Origin of the sequence: Paralteromonas sediminis (genome assembly GCF_003820355.1) — a bacterium.
Lineage (GTDB): Bacteria > Pseudomonadota > Gammaproteobacteria > Enterobacterales > Alteromonadaceae > Alteromonas_F > Alteromonas_F sediminis.
The window spans coordinates 442,442-460,083 of record NZ_RPOK01000002.1 but is presented as its reverse complement, the minus strand read 5'-3'; the positions used below and the strand labels follow the sequence as shown (position 1 = coordinate 460,083).

Annotated in this window: 13 protein-coding genes; 1 reads left to right on the top strand and 12 read right to left on the bottom strand. The window is 45.4% G+C overall.

The annotated features are described in order from the left end of the window. Positions 1 to 3: 3 nt before the first annotated feature. From DRW07_RS07330 to DRW07_RS07275, 12 genes are all read right to left on the bottom strand, one after another. Positions 4 to 1,338 (bottom strand): sodium-dependent transporter, encoded by a 1,335-nt coding sequence (locus DRW07_RS07330; RefSeq protein ID WP_124027235.1) that lies wholly within the window; start codon positions 1,336 to 1,338, stop codon positions 4 to 6. Between the two features lie 44 nt (positions 1,339 to 1,382). Continuing rightward, the gene (gene prc, locus DRW07_RS07325; RefSeq protein ID WP_124027234.1) at positions 1,383 to 3,413 is read right to left on the bottom strand and encodes a carboxy terminal-processing peptidase; all 2,031 of its coding nucleotides are present in this window, start codon (positions 3,411 to 3,413) and stop codon (positions 1,383 to 1,385) included. Between the two features lie 4 nt (positions 3,414 to 3,417). Next, the gene (proQ, locus tag DRW07_RS07320; protein WP_124027233.1) at positions 3,418 to 4,047 is read right to left on the bottom strand and encodes an RNA chaperone ProQ; all 630 of its coding nucleotides are present in this window, start codon (positions 4,045 to 4,047) and stop codon (positions 3,418 to 3,420) included. Beyond that, complete coding sequence (locus tag DRW07_RS07315; protein WP_124027232.1) at positions 4,048 to 4,359, bottom strand: hypothetical protein; 312 nt, start codon at positions 4,357 to 4,359, stop codon at positions 4,048 to 4,050. Continuing rightward, the gene (locus DRW07_RS07310; protein WP_240630533.1) at positions 4,356 to 4,814 is read right to left on the bottom strand and encodes a GAF domain-containing protein; all 459 of its coding nucleotides are present in this window, start codon (positions 4,812 to 4,814) and stop codon (positions 4,356 to 4,358) included. Before DRW07_RS07310 ends, DRW07_RS07315 begins: the two co-directional genes overlap by 4 nt. Positions 4,815 to 4,827: 13 nt before the next feature. Then, positions 4,828 to 5,541, bottom strand: coding sequence for an SIMPL domain-containing protein (locus tag DRW07_RS07305; protein ID WP_165870442.1), 714 nt, complete (start codon positions 5,539 to 5,541; stop codon positions 4,828 to 4,830). Positions 5,542 to 5,905: 364 nt separating this feature from the next. Further along, positions 5,906 to 6,733, bottom strand: coding sequence for an acyl-CoA thioesterase (locus tag DRW07_RS07300; RefSeq protein WP_124027571.1), 828 nt, complete (start codon positions 6,731 to 6,733; stop codon positions 5,906 to 5,908). 55 nt (positions 6,734 to 6,788) lie between these two features. Continuing rightward, positions 6,789 to 8,657, bottom strand: coding sequence for a protein kinase domain-containing protein (locus DRW07_RS07295; RefSeq protein WP_124027230.1), 1,869 nt, complete (start codon positions 8,655 to 8,657; stop codon positions 6,789 to 6,791). Positions 8,658 to 8,662: 5 nt separating this feature from the next. Next, positions 8,663 to 9,502, bottom strand: a complete 840-nt coding sequence (rlmJ, locus tag DRW07_RS07290; protein WP_124027229.1) for a 23S rRNA (adenine(2030)-N(6))-methyltransferase RlmJ — start codon at positions 9,500 to 9,502, stop codon at positions 8,663 to 8,665. 68 nt (positions 9,503 to 9,570) lie between these two features. Then, the gene (locus tag DRW07_RS07285) at positions 9,571 to 11,154 is read right to left on the bottom strand and encodes a dihydrolipoyllysine-residue acetyltransferase (protein ID WP_124027228.1); all 1,584 of its coding nucleotides are present in this window, start codon (positions 11,152 to 11,154) and stop codon (positions 9,571 to 9,573) included. A gap of 10 nt (positions 11,155 to 11,164) precedes the next feature. After that, the gene (locus DRW07_RS07280; protein ID WP_124027227.1) at positions 11,165 to 12,142 is read right to left on the bottom strand and encodes an alpha-ketoacid dehydrogenase subunit beta; all 978 of its coding nucleotides are present in this window, start codon (positions 12,140 to 12,142) and stop codon (positions 11,165 to 11,167) included. After that, on the bottom strand, positions 12,142 to 13,329 hold the full coding sequence (locus DRW07_RS07275; RefSeq protein WP_124027226.1) for a thiamine pyrophosphate-dependent dehydrogenase E1 component subunit alpha: 1,188 nt from the start codon (positions 13,327 to 13,329) through the stop codon (positions 12,142 to 12,144). The genes DRW07_RS07280 and DRW07_RS07275 overlap by 1 nt, the downstream gene beginning before the upstream one ends. A gap of 359 nt (positions 13,330 to 13,688) precedes the next feature. Here DRW07_RS07275 and DRW07_RS18510 point away from each other — a divergent pair, with 359 nt between their 5' ends. Further along, positions 13,689 to 17,642, top strand: coding sequence for a S8 family serine peptidase (locus tag DRW07_RS18510; RefSeq protein WP_124027225.1), 3,954 nt, complete (start codon positions 13,689 to 13,691; stop codon positions 17,640 to 17,642).

The following is a 17,642-nucleotide window of genomic DNA, read 5'->3' as shown; positions in this document are numbered from 1 at the left end:
CCCTTATGTTAGTGAACGAATGAACATGAAAAGAATGACGACAGGGCACACAAATTTAACGTACCAAGGCCAAATTTTCCAAAACAGACCGTGCTCAGCCTGTTCGTTTCCAGAGCGCAATTCTGACAGAATGGCATGTCTGTTCCATATCCAACCCGCAAACACACAAAGCACGAGACCAAGCAACGGCTGACTGTATTTTGTGGTAAGGGCGATCACCAAACCAAACAGAGATTCAAAATTAAAGATTATTATTACGCTTAGCGCAAAAATAATGCTGGCCATAATCCAAACGGCCTTAGTTCTGGCAACACCTTTACTTTCCACCAAAAAAGCAACGGGTACTTCAAGCATTGAAATAGACGATGTAAGCGCTGCAATCACCATTAAGGCAAAAAATACCAAACCAACATACACACCTACTCCTTCTATCGTATCGAATAAAGCGGGTAATACGTTGAAAATCAATTGGTCCCCTTCAATAAGTGCACCTTGCTCGGTAAATATGGTTACGCCATTGGCCAGCGCAACATACATAGCAGGAATAATTAACATACCTGCGATAACTGCTACGCCAATATCAACTAAGGCTACTGATACCCCTACCGTCGGCAAGTTTTCGTGTTTGGCCATGTAAGAGCCGTACACCAGCATAGTGCCAACACCCAATGACATAGAGAAAAAAGCCTGCCCCATTGCACTGACCAGCAAATCAGGATCGGCAATCCTTGAAAAGTCAGGTACTAAATAAGCTTTCCATCCGTCTACAGCACCGGGTTGTAAGCTAACATACACAATCAGCCCAATGATGAGAAAAATTAACGTAGGCATTAAACGGACCGACCACTTTTCAATGCCTGATTGAATGCCACCAGTAACAATACCCGCAGTCAATGCCATGAAAAGCAAACAAAACAGGATATTTCTCTCCGGCGCAAAGCCCAGCACCCACTCAGACCCAGAAGTGAACTGGACCACACTGAAAACTGAATCGGTAAGATAGGCGATCATCCAGCCGCCTACAATGGCATAAAAAGCCAAAATAAGTGCAACTGTGACACCACCCCAAATACCAACCCATCGACCCCACTTCTTATGTGAAATATTGCCTAGTGCGTCCACCATGTTGGCGCGCTGGGAACGTCCAATAATCAGTTCAGCCATTAATACGGGATAGGCCAATACAAAGGCGAGCAGCACATACACAAATACGAATGCTGCGCCACCATTGCTGGCTACTTGCGTAGGGAAACCCCAAATATTACCTAGACCAACGGCTGATCCCGCCGCTGCAAGAATAAACCCTATACGGGAAGAGAACTCGCCTCTGACCGCCATGCGATGTGTTCCTTATTTTTATTGTTTTTATAATAAAGACGCGTTTAGCTCCGGCTAAACGCGTATTTTCCAGTCTCAACTAAATCGTAGGTTATGTTAGCTGCCTCTGCTAAAAAAGGGTCTATCTCACTTAATTCATCAGGTAGATCATCCAAGTTTTCAACAGGTTCTTTACCCATGCGGGCAAGTCTTTCATTCGCTCGTTGCAAGCGCTCTTTTTCGTTTCTATCTTGCTCTTCTAGTCGCTCTGCTTCGACCAAAGAAACAAACTTTTTGTCTTTTTCTTCATTGTATCTGGCTATATCTTGGAAGATGTACCCAAACTCAGGATCTTTCATCGTTCGTGCTTGGTGCTTCGCAGCAAGAACGTCTAGCGTAGAGGTAGTCTCACCAAAAGTGGTGTAGTTTGCCCTTTCAATTTTGTCCCAAGGCAACGCGTTTTCTTCCTGGCTTTCACCCCACTCGTCCGGGTCGATAGCGGAAGGCAACTTGATGTCTGGCACTACCCCTTTGTGCTGGGTGCTGCCGCCATTAATGCGATAAAACTTAGCAATAGTGAACTGCACACTGCCTAGGGGGTTCTCATATAAGTCATAAATGCGACCTAAACCACGGTGCTGTTGAACCGTTCCTTTGCCGAATGTCTGCTCACCGATAATCAATGCTCGGTTATAATCCTGCAGGGCTGCCGCAAATATTTCAGACGCAGAAGCACTGTACCTGTCAACAAGCACTGTAAGTGGGCCGTCATAGTGAACAAGACCGTCAGTATCCCTGTTAACGCTGATGCGGTTTCCGTAGCGAACTTGAACCACAGGACCTTTGTCAATAAAAAGTCCAGTTAACAAGGTTGCTTCTGTTAATGAACCTCCGCCATTCCCCCTGAGGTCAACAATCATGCCTTTGACGCCCTCTTCTTTGAGCTTGGTTAATTCCTTTTTCACGTCTGCATGAAGGTTATTATAGAAACTCGGTATGCTGATAACACCCAGTTTTTCGCCTGCATTCGGACCCGTCTCGGGGACGTAGACTTCGGCACTGGCAGCACGATCTTCCAGTTTTATTTTATCTCTTTGCAAATCGACAACGGCAATGGTTTTTGTGCTTGACGAGCCTTTTTGAACCTGCAACCGAACCGTACTGCCCTTGGGCCCCTTGATGAGTTCAACAACCTCGTCTAAACGCCAACCGATTACGTCGATAAACTCTTCGTCTTCTTGAGCCACACCAATAATCTTGTCTTCAGGCTTCAACGCATCTGATTTGTCTGCGGGACCACCTGGCACGATGCTTTGGATAACCGTGTAGTCATCTTCAATTTGTAAAACAGCACCAATTCCCTCAAACTCCAGATTCATTTCCATCTGAAAACGCTCTGCATTGCGCGGAGACAAATAACTGGTGTGCGCCTCTATACTCCGGGCAAACGCATTCATAACTGTTTGAAAAACATCTTCACTTTTGGTTTGTTTGATGCGCTTGATTGCACGGTTATAGCGCTTTGTAAGAAGCTCTTTGATTTCTTCCTGACTTTTATCAGCAAGCTTTAAGTTCAGCGCGTCATACTTGATGCGCTGACGCCATAATTCATCCCGTTCCTGTGCTGTCTTAGGCCAGTCAGCCTCTGAGCGGTCATAATAAAACTTGTCGCCTTCACGGGTAAAATCGAACGGAGAGTCCAATAATGTCAGCGCAAATTCAAACCGTTCGACACGTAATGACTGGCTTTTATTGAATATCTCATAGGCAATGTCTAAATTGCCTTTTATCAAGGCTTCATCGAAATATTGGCGATAGGACTCGAATTGTTCGATATCAGATGCCAAAAAAAGGTATTTGTTGCTGTCTAAAGACTTTAAAAAGCGCTCAAACACCTTTTCCGACAAAGTATCGTCCAGCATAATTTCTTTGTAATGTGCCCGTGTGAAAAGCGCTGAAACGCGCTTAGCGGCAGCTGCATGCTGAGACTCTTGTTGCAAAATGGGCAGTGTATCAACGCTTTCTGTCGATGGACCTGCAATTGCGCCTAAGGCAAAAACCGCACTGGCTATAGATGTACAAAGAAATTTTTTCATAAGACTACCTCTTCGTTGGCGCCAACCTTAAGGTATTGGCATCAACCTTCATTGTCATGCCACTGTCTAACTGCACGTGTACGCCTTCTTTGGCCACCTCAGTAATAACAGCATGCATGGGAACTTTACCCAACTTAACAGTAACGTTCGTCCCTGTTTGAAGATCACTTTCTGAAAGTTTAGCTGGTACGACTTTCTTCGAGTGTTTATCTGCTCTTTTGGTTCCCTTGAAAGATTTTCCCTTATTGCGTTTAGGCTTTTCGTCATCGCCTTTTAGCTTTTGTTCAGCCTGTTTTTTCTCAGCCACTTTAGCTTTGCTTTCTTTTAACTGTTGCGCAGCATGTTCGGCGTGTTCCTTTTCAATTGCCTCACCTTGTTTACCTTCAAGGTCAACGCGGAATGCCCCTTCTTTCACAGAGTGAAGATAGCGCCAGCTATTAGTATAGTGCCTCAGTGAAGAACGAAGTAATGTTTTACTTACTCTAGGTTCATCAGTCAGCTTTTCTGCCAAGTCTTGAAAGATTCCAATTTTTAATGGTTTTGCGTCTCCCTGCAAAGAGAAACACTCGGGGAATGATTCGCAAAGAAAAGCAATCACTTCTTTGCTACTTGTAAATTTTTCTGTCGATTCCATTTATTCCGGCACGTCGTCGGTAGTTATTAGATTGTCTGATTCGGCATCATCCCAAGATGCAAGCTGCTGGTCAACCCAATCCGTTAAATCTGATTCGTCTATATCCGCCAAATGAGGGTCTTTATGCCAATGCTCCCATATTATTTGGCATAAGCTATCGAACCGTTTACTCCCCTCATCCTCTACACAACCATCAGCAAGATGATGAAGCATAACGTTAAGTTTTTCAGTTGCTTCAAACGGATCATCATGCCAATCGTCTAGGTCTTCGGGCGTCGCAAGGACAGTATGGACATCAATAAATGGGTTCATAGTATTCGCGTTACCAAATTTGCAACCACATCACTGAGTCCCTTTTCGTCAATTTCGTCAAATCGCGCAAAAACTGGGCTATCGATATCCAGCACCCCAATCAATTTATCATTTTTGACTACAGGAATAACGATTTCAGAATTAGACGCGGCGTCACAGGCAATATGCCCTTCGAATACATGAACATCATCAATTCTTTGCGTTATTCGCGTTTGAGCGGCTGTACCACATACCCCCTTACCCATGGGAATGCGAATGCATGCTGGCTGCCCTTGAAAAGGCCCCAATACCAGCTGTTCCTCTTTATAAAGGTAAAAGCCAGCCCAATTCACATCGTCCATCTGATTGAATAAAAGTGCGCTAATATTAGCCATATTGGCGATAAGATCGCTTTCACCTTCTATCAAGCTAAAAGCTTGAGCGTTTAATTGCTCATAAAAACTGTGTTTATCCAAAAATAAAACTCCATCAATTATTTATTCTGGGGGCCAATAAAAATGAAACCTGAACCTGTGCGGTTACCTTCATTGTGCCTGGCATAGTACCACTCTTTGATTCAGCCGCCATCATGCGCATTGCAGCAAAGTTATGTGGCGCAGAAGCACCTTGCTCAACGACACTGTAAACACCTACGATATCCTGATTGAGCTGCTCGGCAAGCATTTCTGCTTTATCACGAGCGTTAGAAACGGCGGATTGTAAAGCCTGAGTCTTTAATGCATCACGCTGGGTACTAAAAAAAGCAAACTGATTAATGCGGTCGATGCCCCTGCTCAGCAATCCATCAAGGATTAGGTCATATTTACTAATATCAAGGCCTGTAATGCGCACCTCTCGGCTGAGTACGACACCGTTTTGCCGACGCCCTTGTGGCGAAGACTCATAATGAGGAAAAAGGTTTATTTGTAGTGATTGAATAGCCTTTTCATCAATTCCCTGGGCCGTTAAAAAAGACACGATAGCGGTGAGCCTAGCCTGCAGTGACTTATTCAATTTACTGACAACGGGACCTTTCTCTTCAAGTATTACACTTAATTCAAAAGCATCAGGAACGGTTTGTCTGTCAGCAGAGCCGGATACCGTGATGGTCCGGATATTACTGTCATCTGCAAAAGCCGGTAAACTAATAGAAGCGGTAAAAAGCGCAAAAGTGAATAGTACGGATGTGATATGTTTTTTCATAGAACCTGCGTTGTTATCTGTGAACTGCATTGAGTTTATACATTCATTAAACTGAATACTCGATGAATCAAATATTCACAGAATCATGGTAATAAGCTGTGGAAAAGCGCGTTATTAGCAGTGGATAAGCTGATCTCCACTTTTCCATAATTGACTAATTGTTAATCGTTTTTTAACACTTTTTGCTCGCGACAACAAAAAAATAAAAAAATTGTTTATAAAGTGAACGTAAATGTTCTATCATAAGGATCCGTTTATGAATTTGCTTGAACTTCTCCCTTGCAAAAGTTAGCGCACGGCTCAGCAATGGGCCATTCCCCTAGGCCCGGAACCTTTGGTTCTGGGCATTTTTTATTGTGCGTATCTAATTTTTATTTTTCCGCAAACGCAACAGGCCTTCCTGTGCTGCAGAAGCGACAAGGTTGCCCTCGCGGTCAAAAAATTCACCTCTAACGAATCCTCTGGCATTTCCTGTTGACGGCGCGTCAATCACATACAATAGCCATTCATCAAATTGGATCGGGCGATGAAACCACATAGCGTGATCAATCGTTGCGATCGCCAACTCTTTATCACTAGGATGAATGCCATGTGGCATAAGTGCAGTAGTTAAAAAATGATAATCTGACGCATAAGCCAATGCAGCCTGGTTAAGTGCAATGTCCTGCCCCAGTTTCTCATTGGCCTTTAGCCATATATGCCTGACGGGCGCTTGTTCCTGCTGTACATCACCTTCAACAGCCTTGACTGAACGAAAGTCGATAGGTTTATGATACGCCAGAACTTCTTGCATTTTTGCAGACAACTTGTGTTTGTTTTTTTCATAATGCGTTATGTCAGAGACTAAGTCATGAGGGGCAGGAACCTCTGGCATATTTGCATATTGATGCACCAACCCATTTTCAACAGTTTGAAACGATGCTGTCATATAAAATATATTTTTGCCGTTTTGTATAGCTTTTACACGTCGTGTTGAAAAGCTTCTTCCATCTCGTACATTTTCAACATCGTAAACGACGGGTTTAGACGCATCACCAGGCAATAAAAAGTAACTGTGAAAGCTATTACAAAAGCGAGCGTTATCTACCGTTCTACTTGCCGCTGTTAAAGATTGAGCGAGCACCTGCCCACCAAATAAAGCACGAAACCCTAAATCCCAGCTTTCGCCTCGATAGAGTCCTTTTTCTATCATTTCCAGATCAAACAATGTTGCCAGTTTGATATCAGTGTTATTTGTCACTGTTTTTTTACCTTTGATTTGTTTTTCTTTGCCGGGGATCACGAGGATAATATCTTTCAGGCTGTTCAGCCAAATGAGAGAAATAACGAGTGTCCTTGTAGGGCAACTTCATAAATCCGGAGATACCCTCGCCTTGTATCTTGGGAATTAATGCTACCAGCTTGTCTAACAACATCTCAAAATCTTGCTTCTTAGCATGGTCGAGCAGACGGTAGTAGTTGTGAAGCTTTAAATGGGTTGGTAGTGCTTCAAAAATTATACAGCCTGTATGATGAATATGATTGAGTTGAGCAATAATAGCAATGATTTCCTTGGGAAGTGAAAGCAGTTCATCCGGGTCTTCACCATCTTCAAAATAGCTGTGCATTCGCTCAATATTTTTATTGGGGTCAACAGGTAATGAGACCGAGCTAACGTCATAAGGAATATGGGTATCATCATTCGGATAAAAGGGTGTATGTGCCTCTTCACGTTCAAAATGCAAGGTGTCTTTAGCGTTAAACAAGCAACATTTAAAAATACCTTTTCTGTGAATAGCTCTTGCTAGGGTAACGACATTATTTATTGCATGATCAAAAGCAGGTTTTAGGGCCTGATCATAAATTTGCAGACTCGAATCAACATAAATCCCATCCACCTCCCAGCGAATAGCCATACCACCTACAACAGGATAGTTACCCAAACGGCTCACTGCGGCAATAAAGCCTTTCTCAGTTTCTCCCATACCTTGCAAATAATTTTTGTAGTAGCGATCAAATTGCGCATCGTTTAGATATTTAATTTGCTCACTGATACTTTCATCCTCCTCGCGTAAGAATGATTTTCGTGAACTGTAGACCACAGACTCAATTTCTTTATGCTCGTTGGCTACCCAGGTGGGCAGCAAAGGACTAACAGGAGAAGATGTGTTTTTACTCTCTGCGAATACGATATTTTTCAGTACGCGAAGATGTTTAAAAAAGTAATCGCCACCAAGCTCTCGCTCTTTTCTGTCATCACTGAGCATGGCATTAAGAATGTCGGCCAACATTTTGGGCAGCCCCAGTGATAACGGTGTGATCACTTTTCTTCCGAATCGGCTGGATTGGCCGGACGCAAGTGCATATAAGGTGCTAGCCAGCCCTTGCTCATCAAAGCGTGGTGAAGAAAGATGGCCATTTAGCTGGTCATCACCAATAAAGTATACATCACCGAGCCTGGCATTCGTTTGCTGCAACTCGCCCGACATCAAATCCATTACGTTATTTGCTGTGTACTGCCCCTGGGCGTCCAGCTGGGCATGTACAGACGAGCCCCAGTCAATCAAAGCAACCTGTTGATTGTCTTCGTCCCAAACCAAATTGGAAGGTTTTATATCGCCATGAACGATGATTTTTTCGGAGCCTTCGTCCCCTGTATAACGAAGCGCGAGTAAAATTTCGCCCATTTGTACTGCTATTTTACAAATGATGGCTGCGGGCAAAGGGCCTTTTTTTAGTGATACCTGTTCTAAATCTTCACCTTTCGCTCTTTGCATAACCAGTATGGCTTGGCGTCTAATTTGCTGAAACTCTACTAAGGCGGGAACCAATGTATGCCTCACCTGACCGAGCATAAACGCCTCTTCTTCCAGTCTGTCCTGTACATGCTGAGGCAAAGTAATTCTGGAAAACTTAAACACCAGTTCATGGTTTTCTCGATCAATACCACCAAAGACAAAGCCAAAAGCGCCCTTTCCTATCATCGTAATGTTGCTGTAGCCGAGTTGCTCTAGCTGTGAAATACACAGTGACACCCAGTCTTTTAATTTTTTTGCATCAGCATGAGAGAGCAAATATACGGATTGCTCTTCAGGAATATAAAAATGCTTTAATCCAGAAGGTTTTGCTGTAGTCATGCCTGTCACTCAGTTACTGACCAAGTGGCACCAGAACCAAGGTAATCAACCACGTTTGGGAGTGTGTTTCTCATTGTATCTGCATACACCCAGGAAGGATTCAGGCAAAGCACACCAGATCCGTACATGCCTTGTTCATTGGCTGACGAAGTATAACACAGCTCACTATTACACCATTCAAGCTGGTTACCTTGAGCTATGTGAATAAGCCTTTCGGTCATGGTGTTGCAGGCCTTTGCTTTTGCAGCAGCACGAGCACCCAGTAATGGATACCAAATTAACAGGTGAGCTTGAGGCCACCGTCTAATGATGTGTGATACGGCATTTGCCACCCACGTGTACTCATCTACTTGTTCATAGGGGGGATCAATAATAATGGCGCCGCGCTTGACCTTCGGCGGGCACAAGCCCACTACTCCTTCAAAAGCATCTCTGTTATGACAATGAATCGAATCTGTTTTCAATGATTTTGCCCAATACTGCAAGGCTTTATAGGCTGACGGGTGCCTTTCGATTACATGCAGCTTATCTGTTGTGCGCATAAGTGCGTGGGCAATAGCGGGAGAGCCTGGAAATTGTTGCGCGTCTGAATATTTCGAGACTAAGGCCAAATAGTCATTAAGCAATGCCGAATTGGTATCGCTGCTAGCCAATTTGGCAATACCGGTCAGCCTCTCTGTATTACGAGTATCATTGGCAGGATAAACGCCCTCTCCTGCATGTGTGTCGATAAGCGTGTAAGGTTTATCTTTTTTATTGAGATAATCAATCGTTAAGTACCAACACAGATGCTTAAGTACATCAGCATGGTTTCCCGCGTGAAAATAATGTTGGTAGCTCAGCATTGCATACGCCTAGTTTAGGGGGTGGCGCTGACTTTAATCCCAAATCAGCGCCAGTGCAATGAGCGCAATTATACAAGATGCATAAGCATTGAGCTTGGATCACGCAAATAGTCACACCAGGTGTTATTAAATTTCACCATAGTCGCACCATCGATTATTCTGTGATCACCAGACCAGTTTACTGTCATAATATTAGCGGCATACACATTCCCTTCAGCATCAAATCGAGGTAACTGCTGGGTTTTACCTAAGGCGACAATGGCCGCTTCAGGTTTGTTGATCACTGGCGTGGCAGTTATGCCACCAAGTGCGCCAATATTGGATATGCTAATCGTTCCGCCTTTAAGAGCTTCACCGCCCAACCGACCTTCTCTGCCTAGTTCGATAAGAGATTGCAACGCTTTTGCAACACCCAACAAAGACAAATTCTGCACCTGCTTGATATTGGGAACTAACAGCCCTACTTTAGAATCCACTGCCACACCAATATTATGATCGTCAAAATACGTCAATTCGGTAGCATCATCATTGAGCTGTGCGTTAATAATTGGAAACTCTTTCAGTGCTAACGACATGGCCTTGATAAAAAACGGTAAGAAACTCAGTTTCACACCCTGTTTTTCAAATTCAGGTTTTAGCTTTTTGCGCAGCGCGATCAAGCCATCCATATCCAGTTCGTCACTGACAGAGAAATGAGGGATGGTATAGACTGACGCCGCCATTTGTTTGGCCATTGCAGCCTGAATACCCCTAACCTTTTCCGTTCTGGTGGCTCCTTTAGTCTCAGAGTCTGAAACCGAAGAGTTGTCGCGCTCAGTACGAGGCTGTTGATCAATTGAGTGACTCTGGCTTAAAACATCGACTTTCAGAATACGCCCTTTTTTACCGCTTCCCTCAATGGTACTCAGATCAATCTGTTGTTCTCTCGCCAAGCGTCTTACTGCTGGACTCGCCAATACTTTTCCGGGAATAGCCACCGGCGGTTCAAATGCACCATCAGTGAATGCATTGCCAGATGCTGGAGTGCGAGCAGTACCTTGCGAATCTTGAGATGGCTTTGCTGCTGGATTAGCTCCCTCATCCTGGCCCCCAGAAATGGCAAACAAAGGGGCATGGACTTTCGCAATTTCACCTTCCTGATGATAAAGCTTAACTATCATGCCGGCGTGTTTGGCCGGAATTTCAACCACGGCTTTGTCGGTCATCACCTCTACGACAGGTTGATCTTCTTCAACCTTGTCACCCTGTGCGACATGCCATTTGACGATTTCACATTCAACAATACCTTCACCGATATCCGGTAATAGGAAGTCTTCATGGCCAGCGCTTGAGGTTACTTCCTCGTTTTTGTCTTCTTGTTGAACCTCGTGCGGTTTGGATGACGTTTCTTCAGTTGTGGTTGCTGTATCTGAAGAATCTACTGACATAGCAAATAGAGGGGCATGGACCTTGGCTATGTCGCCTTCCTTATAATGAAGTTTAACGACAACACCAGCATGCATGGCTGGTATTTGAACTGTCGCCTTGTCAGTCATCACTTCCGCAACGGGCTGGTCTTCAACGATAGTGTCGCCTTCTTTTACCAGCCATTCCAATAACTCGCATTCAACAATGCCTTCGCCTATGTCAGGTAATATAAATTCTGTTTGCATGAGATTACCCTTAATAATTCATTGTGCGCTTGATAGCTTCATAGGTCTTAAGCTCATCAGGCATGTATTCTTTTTCGTGGGCCAGCGGATAGGGCGTATCGAGTCCACACACTCTGGCAATAGGTGCTTCCAGATACAAGAAGCACTGCTCTTGTACAGACGCAGCGATTTCACTCGCAAAGCCTCCTGTTAACGGCGCTTCATGATTGATCAGCAATCGGCCTGTTCTCATGACTGACTCACAGACGGTAGCTCTGTCCCATGGCAAAATACTGCGTAAGTCAATGATTTCACATGACACACCATCTTCCAGCGCCATATCAGCCGCCTTCTTGATTATGTCTACCTGCGCGCCCCATGCCAATAAGGTTATATCCTTACCTTCCTGCACGATATCGGCTTTGCCAAGTGGCAACTCATAATCCTCATCAGGTACCTCTGATACTGATGCTCTGTACAGCTTTTTGGGTTCCATGAATAAGACAGGATTATCGTCTCGTATAGACGCCAGCAGTAATCCCTTAGCCTGATAAGGGTTTCTGGGGATCACAATCTTCATTCCTGGCACGTGAGCAAAGAAGGCCTCTGGTGATTGAGAATGATAATGCCCTCCGGCAATACCACCTCCGTAAGGCGTTCTGATAGTCAAGGTGCCACATGAAAATTGGCCACCACTGCGGTACCTAAATTTTGCTGTTTCGTTAACGATTTGATCAAATGCCGGAAAAATATAGTCGCCAAACTGAATCTCTGCCACCGGCACACTGCCCTGTGACGCTAGACCATTGGCAAATCCAATGATCCCCTGTTCAGTAAGGGGGGTATTGAAACACCGCGCTTTGCCAAACTTCTCTTGCAAATTACTTGTCGCTCGAAAAACACCACCAAAATGACCAACATCCTCGCCGAACACCATGACTTTTTCATCTTCAGTCATGGCAGTAATCAGTGCATTATTTATTGCTTGCAGTAAGTTCATTTGTGTCATTACTTCACGCCTCCTGCTGTTTTTGGATACTCCCCTGGGTATTTAGCAATGTGCGCCTTGAGTTGATCGCGCTGTTCCTGCAAATGCCAAGGCGGCGTGTCGTAGACGTCTTCAACAATCTCATCGATATCACATACGGGCACTTTTTCAGCCAATTTCAGTTCAGCGAGTACCTCTTGTCTGAGGGTATCCAAGTGTTTGGCATAGGCTGGTGCATCGTACCACCCCTTGCCGGATAACCATTTTTCAAACCGTGCGATAGGATCTTTCTTGCTCCATGCCTCCTCCTCTTCTTTCGAACGATACCCCGTTGGATCATCCGAAGTAGAGTGTGCTGCAAGCCTGTAGGTCATAGCTTCAATCAATACAGGCGTATTTTCTGCCAATGCAAGTTCCCGTGCCTTTCGGGTTGCCTGATATACGGCAAGTACGTCATTGCCATCTACCCGTAGCGTAGGCACGCCGTAGCCGATCCCTCTAGACGCTATGCCGTCGCCAGCAAACTGCTCTTCAGCAGGCGTTGAAATGGCGTAGCCGTTGTTTCGACAGAAGAAGATTGCCGGACAATTGAGAACGGCAGCCATATTAACACCCGCGTGAAAATCCCCTTCAGAAGCAGCACCTTCGCCGAAGTAGCAAATTGTAACCGCTTCTTTGCCAGCCATTTTTTGCCCATAGGCATAGCCAGCAGCTTGCGGGATTTGCGTCCCCAACGGAGACGATATTGTCATGAAATTGAGCGGCTTATCACCATAGTGGATTGGCATCTGTCGACCTTTATTGGGGTCGGCTTTATTACTGAACATTTGGTTCATAAACTGTTTGGTTGTATAGCCACGAAAAGCCAGTGCGCCTTGTTCGCGGTACTGACTCATGATCATGTCATTATCACTAAGAGCCGCAGCACTCCCTACCGTAGACGCTTCTTCACCCGTACAGGCAAGGTAAAAGCTAATTCTGCCCTGACGCTGCGCAGCAACCATACGTTCGTCTAACACTCTGACGTAATGCATGGCATCAAACATCTTTCTGGCCGTTTCTTCTTGTATGTCTGGTACTGTAGCGCCTGAAACTATGTCGCCGTCAGGGGAAAGTACTTGTAACATTGGGATATCTACTATCCCATTGCGGATAATATTGACTTGATTTGTTGTTTTTATATCGGCTAAGTGATTTCGACTTATCATTGCCATCCTCGTGTAGGGCTTTTCACCATTTTGAGATATACAAATCCTAGTCGATAGTGAGATCAATGACCTTGCTATTTTTTATCTCTAACCACGGGAAGACGAAATCTGCAAATTCGTTGTTTCTACAACATTAGGATAACTATCCTAATTTGTTTTATGGATGTTAATTTTGTTCCTTTTTCTTTACATTCAAAGCTGACAGACATACCGCTAAACTTGTTACAAGCAATCACTATGTCATTGAAGCACGTATCACTAATAACAATTTTATAACTTTCATTTGCTTACATGGCATATTCACATCATTTTGATGTAGGGTATGGTCAGCGAAACCAAAAAAGTTGGTAGTAAAGAGTATGAGAAAAACTTTGTTGCGTTCACTGGTAATCGCGGTATCAATAGGACAATTGCTGTCGCCAACCACACAAGCTAGTTCAATTCGTGGCCACACTGTTGAGCAAAGCGATGCGCTTGAAGCCATGTCTGACGTAGATGTGATTAGGAAGTACTCAAAATCTGCAGGCAGAAATTCTATTCGAGTGATCATCGAGCTCGATGGAGCGCCATTGGCATTCGCATCAAACTTATCACTGAAAAATGATGAAGTGTATACCTCTTCAACCGCACAGGCCTATCAATCACTGTTACAGGATCAGCATCAGGCTGTGTTAACCAACATAAAAAGTATCGACACTGATTTCTCAGCCGATTTTCAGTATTTTACGGCTTTTAATGGTTTTTCAGGTGCCATTGATAATGGCGCGCTTGACGAATTAATTCGCTTACCCGGTATAAAAGCTGTACACCCAGATATTATGTACCATTCTCAAATGGATGCCAGTCTCGATTTGATTAATAGTATGCCTGTTTGGGAGCAGTTGGGCGGAAGAGAACAGGCAGGGAAAGGTATTCGAGTCGCAATTATCGACAGTGGTATTCGCCCGGAAAACCCACTATTTAGCGGAGAAGGATTTGATGCCCCTGCGTCAAATACCTTACCAGACGATGACTATTGCTCATCTGAACCCAGCTTTTGTAATAATAAATTGATCGTGGCGCGTTTCGCGCAGATCGCCAATGGGTTTGATGTGCATGTCGATGAATACACTGACAGCCCCTTAGGGTTCAATGGGCACGGTACGCATGTGGCAGGCACAGCAGTGGGGAACTATGGTGTAACCGCCAGGCGCGATGGTTCCATCGCTGAGATAAGTGGTGTAGCGCCGGCTGCCTATCTGATGGTATACAAAGGACTCTATGCCACCAATGACAACCCTACCCGCTCCAGTGCCACCAGCTCTATGTTACTCAGCATGTTGGAAGCCGCACTGCGAGATGGGGCTGATATCATAAACAACTCATGGGGAAGTGGCGCGGGAGAATCACCCGCAGGTTCAGTGTACGAAACAGTATTAGCCTCTATTCGTGAAGCAGGCATAGTGAATGTATTTGCTGCAGGAAACTCAGGGCCAAGTCCAGTGACTATCGGCTGCCCAGCGTGTTCTGATGATGTTCTCACCGTGGGTAATACGACTACTGACAGATTATTTGCTAATGAAGTCAGTATTCTTGGCAGTGGTTTAGCCCCCATACCGGCGATATTTTCCGGCCCTGTTGCGGTGACATCTCCTATTACCGCTCCCATTATTTCTTCATCAGAAATTTCACCTGCAAACCTTGAAGGGTGCGAACCATTTTCCAGTTCAACGGTTTTTTCGGGTGCCATCGCACTGATCAGCAGGGGCACATGTACCTTCGCCACAAAAATTGCCAATGCAGAAGCGGCCGGTGCCAGAGCAGTGTTAATCTATAATCAGGCAGGCCGTGGCGAAGCTCCTTTTGTTATGGGAGGGCTGAGCCCTTCTCAAACTATCCCCTCGCTCATGATGCCAGCCTCCCCCGGTATTGAGCTGGCATCATACCTGAGACAAACCAATGAGAGTGTTTCAGCAACGATTGGTAATCAGGTTATCCGAACGACGTCTGATGCACTAGGTGATATTATGGCGGAGTCGAGCGCAAGGGGGCCAGGAGGTGATTCATCATTTCTTAAACCTAACCTAGTCGCCCCTGGCAGCAGAATATTTTCAGCTGAATCGCCCGATGCCCCAGACCACATTGGTGAACAGTTTTCGTTTAAAACCGGCACATCAATGGCTGCGCCACACGTTGCTGGTGCAGCCGCTTTGTTGAAGCAATTGCATCCCAACTGGAGCGTCAGACAAATTGAAAGCGCACTGGTCTCGTCTTCAGTCAGAAGCATACTCAAAGAAGATGCGGTCACGCCCGCTGATAATTTTGATATGGGAGCTGGCAGGCTGGATGTAGAACGGGCAAGTACTGTTGAAGTTACATTTGATGAAATAAGTCTGGTCGAGGCAAAATGCTTTTTAGCCTGTGATTTAACGTTTACTGCCACCAACACCAGCGATTCACCGGTGGTCATGTCTCCTGAAACATTCTTTGATGACCCCACTGTAATTGCCAGAGTTACGCCTAATAATCTAACAATAGCGCCGGGACAGTCATCCCAAATTACACTCACTGTGGATGTGTCACTGGCGACGGTCTCGGAGTGGGTGCTCGGGGGAATAAACTGGCAAGATACCGACTCAGCCACGTCAGATTATTTTATTCCTGTTGCCGTTTTTCCCGTAACCAATGACGAAAACCGCTTATTTACAGCCAACGCTTCTGTATCTTCAGCAGCCCCAGGTGAAGCTATTACATTTTCTGTCACTGGCATTAATGAAGAGTTCTCCGGCGCAATTGAAATTAAAACCCGCATAGACAACAAATATGAACTCGCACCCGAATCGCTCTTTGCACAAAGCAATGGGACTGCGTTACCTGTTACCTGGGACAGCGACACGCGCGAAATTATTTGGCAGGGCGATCTTGCGCTCGGTTCACTTCAATTTTCGCCCTCTAACGACATTGCGCAAGCTTTGGCCGATTTTGATGTGACTGGCTACTTTTCCATGTCAGAGGTGACTCAGCCATTGGTCTGCTCAGGCCAATGTGACGACGCCGAAGTCGAAGTCATTCATGCGCCCATTACTTATTTTGGTTCTACCTATACGAGTATGAAAGTCTCATCTAACGGCTTTGTCTCAATGGGTAGAAGTTCAGGCTCTGTGACTTCTCCGGAGGCAACGCCGCTTCCCAATGGCGCTGAGCCGAATGGCGTAGTGGCACCGTTCTGGGTAGACCTAGATCTGGACGGCACTGACGAAGGAGACTCGGGCAGTGGCGAGATGTACGCGGTTGAATTAGCGACCGGTCACTTTGTGGTGGAGTGGAAAAATGCACAAATTAAAGGACACCCAGACCTCACAGTCAATGTGCAACTCTGGTTTAACTTTGAAACTGGCGCAGTTAACTTTGTTTATGGACCTATGTCCAGCCCAACTCTACAGGAAGCCAGCCAAGGGATAATCGTTGGAGCAGAAAATGCTGTGGGCAATGTGGGCGTCACTTATGCATCACAAACTTCACAGTCCATAACCGGTGTTCTACCTGCAGAGGGCTTAGAGCTGAAACTAACCAGCGATACGGGTGGTATGATTGACATTTCATTCACTGGGACGGTGTTAAATCCAGCAGATTTTATGGACGATACAGCCAGCCTCAGTGAAGACACTAGTGCCACGATCACGGTTCTTGCGAACGACGCTAATACCAACATACTGAATGTGTCTGAGATGCGCACGCTTACTGATACCTTAAGAACAGTAGCGCCGGTTGAAATTGAAGTGCCTCAACTCGATGTCACCTCTGTCAGTATATCTCAGAGCCCTGAAAGTGGCAGTGTAACCGTAGGCAGTGATGGCGCAATCACTTATACCCCCAATCAAGATTTTTTTGGCACAGACAGCTTCTCTTATTCGGTCAATGACACCAGTGGCAACCTTTACGGTACAGGACGAGTGAACCTCGATATTGAGGGCGTTCAAGATGCGCCTATTTTAACGGTGACGGCCCCTTCCAGTGTAACAGAAGGGGAATCTGTGACAGTCAGTGCGTCTGCAACAGACCCAGACGGTGACGACGTCACTATTACTATTGATGGTGTTGAACAAACCTCACTGACACTCACAGCACCCAATCGCGTTAGCAGCAGTACCATTGTGATCGACGTCGAAGCCAGTGACGGCGTTAATGCCACGAGCCGCACAGTCTCAATCACCGTTAATGCCAGGGCCGTTGCAACAAACAATACTGCTAGTGACAGTGGCGGTGGTGGCGCATTGAGTTGGCTCTCATTGCTGTGTTTGTCGCTTTTGTTCAGACGACGTCCCCAGAAATAA

Excerpts from the sequence above, each read along its gene's own strand:
- DRW07_RS07330 (WP_124027235.1), bottom strand. The coding sequence starts at position 1,338 with ATGGCGGTCAGAGGCGAGTTCTCTTCCCGTATAGGGTTTATTCTTGCA.
- prc (WP_124027234.1), bottom strand. The coding sequence starts at position 3,413 with ATGAAAAAATTTCTTTGTACATCTATAGCCAGTGCGGTTTTTGCCTTA.
- proQ (WP_124027233.1), bottom strand. The coding sequence starts at position 4,047 with ATGGAATCGACAGAAAAATTTACAAGTAGCAAAGAAGTGATTGCTTTT.
- DRW07_RS07315 (WP_124027232.1), bottom strand. The coding sequence starts at position 4,359 with ATGAACCCATTTATTGATGTCCATACTGTCCTTGCGACGCCCGAAGAC.
- DRW07_RS07305 (WP_165870442.1), bottom strand. The coding sequence starts at position 5,541 with ATGAAAAAACATATCACATCCGTACTATTCACTTTTGCGCTTTTTACC.
- DRW07_RS07300 (WP_124027571.1), bottom strand. The coding sequence starts at position 6,733 with ATGATAGAAAAAGGACTCTATCGAGGCGAAAGCTGGGATTTAGGGTTT.
- DRW07_RS07295 (WP_124027230.1), bottom strand. The coding sequence starts at position 8,657 with ATGACTACAGCAAAACCTTCTGGATTAAAGCATTTTTATATTCCTGAA.
- rlmJ (WP_124027229.1), bottom strand. The coding sequence starts at position 9,502 with ATGCTGAGCTACCAACATTATTTTCACGCGGGAAACCATGCTGATGTA.
- DRW07_RS07285 (WP_124027228.1), bottom strand. The coding sequence starts at position 11,154 with ATGCAAACAGAATTTATATTACCTGACATAGGCGAAGGCATTGTTGAA.
- DRW07_RS07280 (WP_124027227.1), bottom strand. The coding sequence starts at position 12,142 with ATGACACAAATGAACTTACTGCAAGCAATAAATAATGCACTGATTACT.
- DRW07_RS07275 (WP_124027226.1), bottom strand. The coding sequence starts at position 13,329 with ATGATAAGTCGAAATCACTTAGCCGATATAAAAACAACAAATCAAGTC.
- DRW07_RS18510 (WP_124027225.1), top strand. The coding sequence starts at position 13,689 with ATGAGAAAAACTTTGTTGCGTTCACTGGTAATCGCGGTATCAATAGGA.